Source organism: Chamaesiphon sp. VAR_69_metabat_338 (genome assembly GCF_031423935.1).
Lineage (GTDB): Bacteria > Cyanobacteriota > Cyanobacteriia > Cyanobacteriales > Chamaesiphonaceae > Chamaesiphon.
This window is the reverse complement of sequence record NZ_JANPGM010000440.1, coordinates 1-4,184: the sequence shown is the minus strand read 5'-3', so window position 1 is coordinate 4,184 and position 4,184 is coordinate 1. Positions and strand designations below refer to the sequence as shown.

4 protein-coding genes and 1 pseudogene are annotated in these 4,184 nt (G+C 48.8%); 2 read left to right on the top strand and 3 right to left on the bottom strand.

What is annotated here, in order from left to right; translation table 11 throughout:
• Positions 1-103: 103 nt before the first annotated feature.
• A complete protein-coding gene (locus tag RMO84_RS12230) occupies positions 104-376 on the top strand; it encodes a TMEM165/GDT1 family protein (protein WP_310488730.1) in 273 nt (90 codons plus the stop codon).
• Positions 377-428: 52 nt separating this feature from the next.
• Here the strand turns inward: RMO84_RS12230 and RMO84_RS12225 are convergent, their stop codons facing one another.
• From RMO84_RS12225 to RMO84_RS12215, 3 genes are all read right to left on the bottom strand, one after another.
• Entirely contained in the window at positions 429-1,607 is a 1,179-nt protein-coding gene (locus RMO84_RS12225; protein ID WP_310488729.1) for an NDP-sugar synthase, read from the bottom strand.
• Between the two features lie 108 nt (positions 1,608-1,715).
• Positions 1,716-2,564, bottom strand: coding sequence for a segregation/condensation protein A (locus RMO84_RS12220; protein ID WP_310488728.1), 849 nt, complete (start codon positions 2,562-2,564; stop codon positions 1,716-1,718).
• 299 nt (positions 2,565-2,863) lie between these two features.
• Positions 2,864-3,457, bottom strand: coding sequence for an Npun_F5749 family FMN-dependent PPOX-type flavoprotein (locus tag RMO84_RS12215; protein ID WP_310488727.1), 594 nt, complete (start codon positions 3,455-3,457; stop codon positions 2,864-2,866).
• A 279-nt stretch (positions 3,458-3,736) separates the two neighbouring features.
• Here RMO84_RS12215 and RMO84_RS12210 point away from each other — a divergent pair.
• Positions 3,737-4,184 (top strand): annotated as a pseudogene (locus tag RMO84_RS12210) (ribonucleoside-triphosphate reductase, adenosylcobalamin-dependent); the annotation flags it as partial.

Here is a 4,184-nt window from a genome sequence, read left to right as displayed (position 1 = left end):
TTAGGCTTTAGGCTTTAGGGAATATTGGACACTTGTGTCCTTCTTTACTCCCCGCTCCCAACTCCCCGCTCCCAACTCCCAACTCCCAACTCCCAACTTCCCTATGGATTGGCAATTACTAGCATTAACCTTCACAACCGTATTCATCGCTGAAATTGGTGACAAAAGCCAGTTGGCCGCGATCGCTTTAGGTGGTAGCACTCAGCACCCGCGTGCGGTCTTTTTTGGTTCGGTGGCGGCGTTACTATTAGCGAGTTCGATCGGGGTCTTAGCTGGTGGCGAGATTGCCGGATTTTTACCGACTAGGGTACTAAATGGATTGGCCGCACTGGGTTTTGCAGTGCTGGCAGTGAGATTGTTATGGCCAAATGAATAGCCTGGGCGATCGATTCGCATCCAGGCTATTGGGCTAGACTATTTGGGTATCTTTACTTCGTAGTAGCACCGATATTGCTAGCATTAAAGGAGCCAGCAAATACTGTGGCGGGATGTTTAATATTCTCGATCGGTTTGCGAGTATCCGTAATCAACCAATCTAATGAGGCGGCTTGAACGTCGATCGTCGCGCCATCTTTATCGACGCAATAGCGTCCGAATACTAATTTATCCGTCAGCTCTACGTCGGCAATCCGAGAGTATTCAAAGATTACACTGTTGTTGATGTGTGCGCCACTACAAATATGGCAATTGCGACCGATCATTGCGGGGCCGGTGATCTTCGCACCATCTTCAATTTTGGTCATGCCGCCAATATAAACAGGGCCAGTAATGTCTACTTTGTCCCAATTTACCGCCACATTAATGCCAGTGTAAATACCTGGCGCGACTTCAGTCCCAGGAATCGGTACGTTTTTGACTTCGCCCATTAATACGCTGCGAATTGCTTGCCAATAATCTGGGACTTTACCAATATCTACCCACTGAAAATCCATCGGGATTGCATAGAATGGGGCACCCATTTCTACCAATTTCGGAAATAAATCGCCCCCAATATCGAACTCTTCACCAGTAGGAATATAATTTAGGACTTCTGGCTCAAAAATATAAATACCCGTGTTAATATTCGTACTCAGCGCTTCAGCAATACTAGGCTTTTCTTGGAATGCTTGAATTTTGCCATTTTCGTCGGTAACAACGACCCCATAACTGGAGACTTCCTCGCGCGGTACCGACTTGGTGACGATCGTCGCTAGCGATCCTTTTTCTCGGTGCCACTTAACGGCTGCTGTTAAGTCGAGATCGATCAGTGCATCGCCACACAACACGACAAAAGTGTCGTCAAAGAAGGGATAAAAATCTTGAATTCTTCGCATCCCACCCGCCGAACCCAGAGCTTTTCCTTCTAGTTCGCCATCTTCGCGGATGTAGCCCTCAAAAGAATAGGCAATCTGGACGCCAAATCTTTGACCATCGTGAAAATAACTTTCGATTTCCTTGGCAAGATGGCTAACATTAACCATAATTTCGGTAAAGTCATGCTGCTTGAGCAAATCTACCAGAAATTCCATTACTGGTTTGTGTAAGATGGGAATCAATGGCTTGGGAATCGTGTAAGTAATGGGACGTACGCGCGTGCCTTTCCCAGCAGCCAGAATCATTGCTTTCATATTAAATCTTGGGTACTTAAAATCCCTATTTCATCTACTGTAACAGCGATCGATTGCCGACGACACCAGCACGATCGCCTGTTCCCAGTTGTCTGTGGTCAGCAAAAGCTAGTTCATCTGAATCGAATCTTCTTCCAGTCTACGAATAGTGAGGGTTTGATAAAACTCGGTCTGATGCAGCTCAACCTTGGATTGAGCCGATAATAGTAATAATGCCCAGAATACACCGACTCGATCGTGATTGGCTCCATGTTCTTGTCCTGGTGCGGCTGGAAATTTGCTAGACCAGAGTTTGACCAGATCGTCCAAGTTCCACAATTCACTCTCACTGGTATAGGTGACGAGAAATTCTGCTACTAGTGCCGCCATTTCGGTTAAATTTTCATCGTGAGCGAGGCCGACGATCGTTTGCGTTGCCTGCTTGACAGACATAATTTTACCCCGGCGCAGGGAGCTGCGTCGCGCCGTTGGCTCAGCGATTTTATCAGCAATTTGGCGGAGTTGGCCGATTAAATCTTCGAGCGTTACCGGACGCGTGCGCGGTGGCGGTGAAGTTAAGCGTCGCCGGATATGCCGCTCTAAGTTACGTGGCAATCCCGTACTCGCGATCGTCTCAAAGTCCAGATCTTCTTCGATAAAGTCAAAATCTTCTTCCTGAGACTGGCTCTGCTCCAAACTCTGCGCTTTGAGTAATACCAGCATCGCCGCCCACAAGAAGGCTTGTCCCGATTGGGACAGGTTGGCTTGTTTGTGTGCCAGCGTGGCATCGGCTTGCAGAGGCAGCTTGCTTAGGTGCAGATCGATTGCGTCGATGACTTTGACATCCCAAGGATTGATTTCGCCCCGTTGAGCCAAATCGATGAGCATGGCAATCCCCATCTGCGCGAGTGCATACGGATCGACTTGCGGTTCGACAACTGGGGCGGAGCTGCTGGGCCGATGGGGAGTTGCTACCATTTGGGGAGGGCGACGGGGGGAGGGGGGAGATTGGGAATTGGTACTTAGGCGGCGATGCTTATTTGCAATCGATCGACAGGTCTACCTCAACTTAAAGATTGAGCTTGGCGCATGTGTTGTAGCTTAATTGGTAACTTTACAGCAAATTCAGCACAATTGATGTTGCCAGAATAGATATTTTGTGATTTCGTGATTAGGGAAATCACTACTTGCCCTCATCTTCAACAGCGCAATTGGTTTGCGATTTCGCTCTCGCTTCAGCATCACCCAGTCCCCTCGTCCCCGTCCTAAAACTGCAATTAGGGATTAATCGATCGCATCTGCCATACGTCATTTACCAATTCGTACGAGTAGCAGTTTTGAGGGTCGCCACGCAACTCCAGATGTACGACTTGTGTAACTGCAAGTAATAGTAGACAAAAATTTGCCGAGGGTTGCTGGGGATCGGGTTGGGGTGGCGCGAAGTCCTGGGGATCTGCGCTGCGATCTGCGCCAGGAGTTGCCCAATCGAACTGAATGCGCCCAGAGTCGGACATCTGCGTCCAGGCTTGTTGACGAGCCTTCCAGTCGCTAGTGACGGGACATTCTGCGGTGATTAATCTCAAGGTGCCACTTATCCGAAACTGTTCGCGCGTAGTGGGAAAATACCAGCATATTTCCGCCCAGGGTGAGGCACCTGCTAATAAATTGATGACTTTGGACGATCGAATATCCGTCACGGATTGAAGCTGGCTGCCTGGTTCTAGCCAGCCCCGAAATACCAGCGTGCGATTGTGAGGGCGCAGATCGCGATCGATTGTCGCTAGTTGAAAGTAACGCGCAACGGGTTGGCTGCGGTTGCGATGCAGGGCGCGCGCGATCGGCGATCGCCAGGGTGGTAGACTATCGTTCACGAGGGGTTTTTCTATACGTTTGGTACATTTTCAAGTGTAATTGACGATCTTTACTGAGGTGTCTCAGAAATTCCCCTGCCTCTTACCATCACCTCAAATTAGGTTAAGTAGCAAAAAACTAGTAAATTAGTTTGCAAACTTATTTAACTCGTAGTTCCGCCAGTGTACCTCGATCGAATCTCTAGAAGTAGCGCAAATACTCAGTTTTGACAAGATTGATTTATTTCGGGTCGATGCCGTATATTACTAACTCTGTTCAGAAATTAGCATAGCTCACTCATGGTTAGAGAACTTGACCGAGTTCGTCACGAATCTGGATCGACGAGCGCGGAGCTTTCGTCCCAAGCGCAACAATTAGATTTTCCCGCTACAGCACCCACGGCCAATCCGGTCTTTTTTAGAACTTACAGTCGCTTCACTGCTACCGGACGCGAGACATGGCAACAAGTCTGCACCCGCACCCTCGAAGGCTTGGTCAAGTTAGGTAAGTTAACCGACGCAGAAGCCGATATTATCGATCGAATGCAGCGGCAGGTAAAGGCAATGCCTTCGGGACGTTGGCTCTGGGTTGGCGGTAGCGAATGGTTGGAGCAACCCCAGAATTTTTCTGGTGCCTATAATTGCACGAGCACAAATGTCTGTGACTGGTCGGCTTTTGCCCTGATGATGGATTTGGCGATGATGGGTTGTGGTACGGGGGCAATTTTAGAACCCGATCTGATTGGTA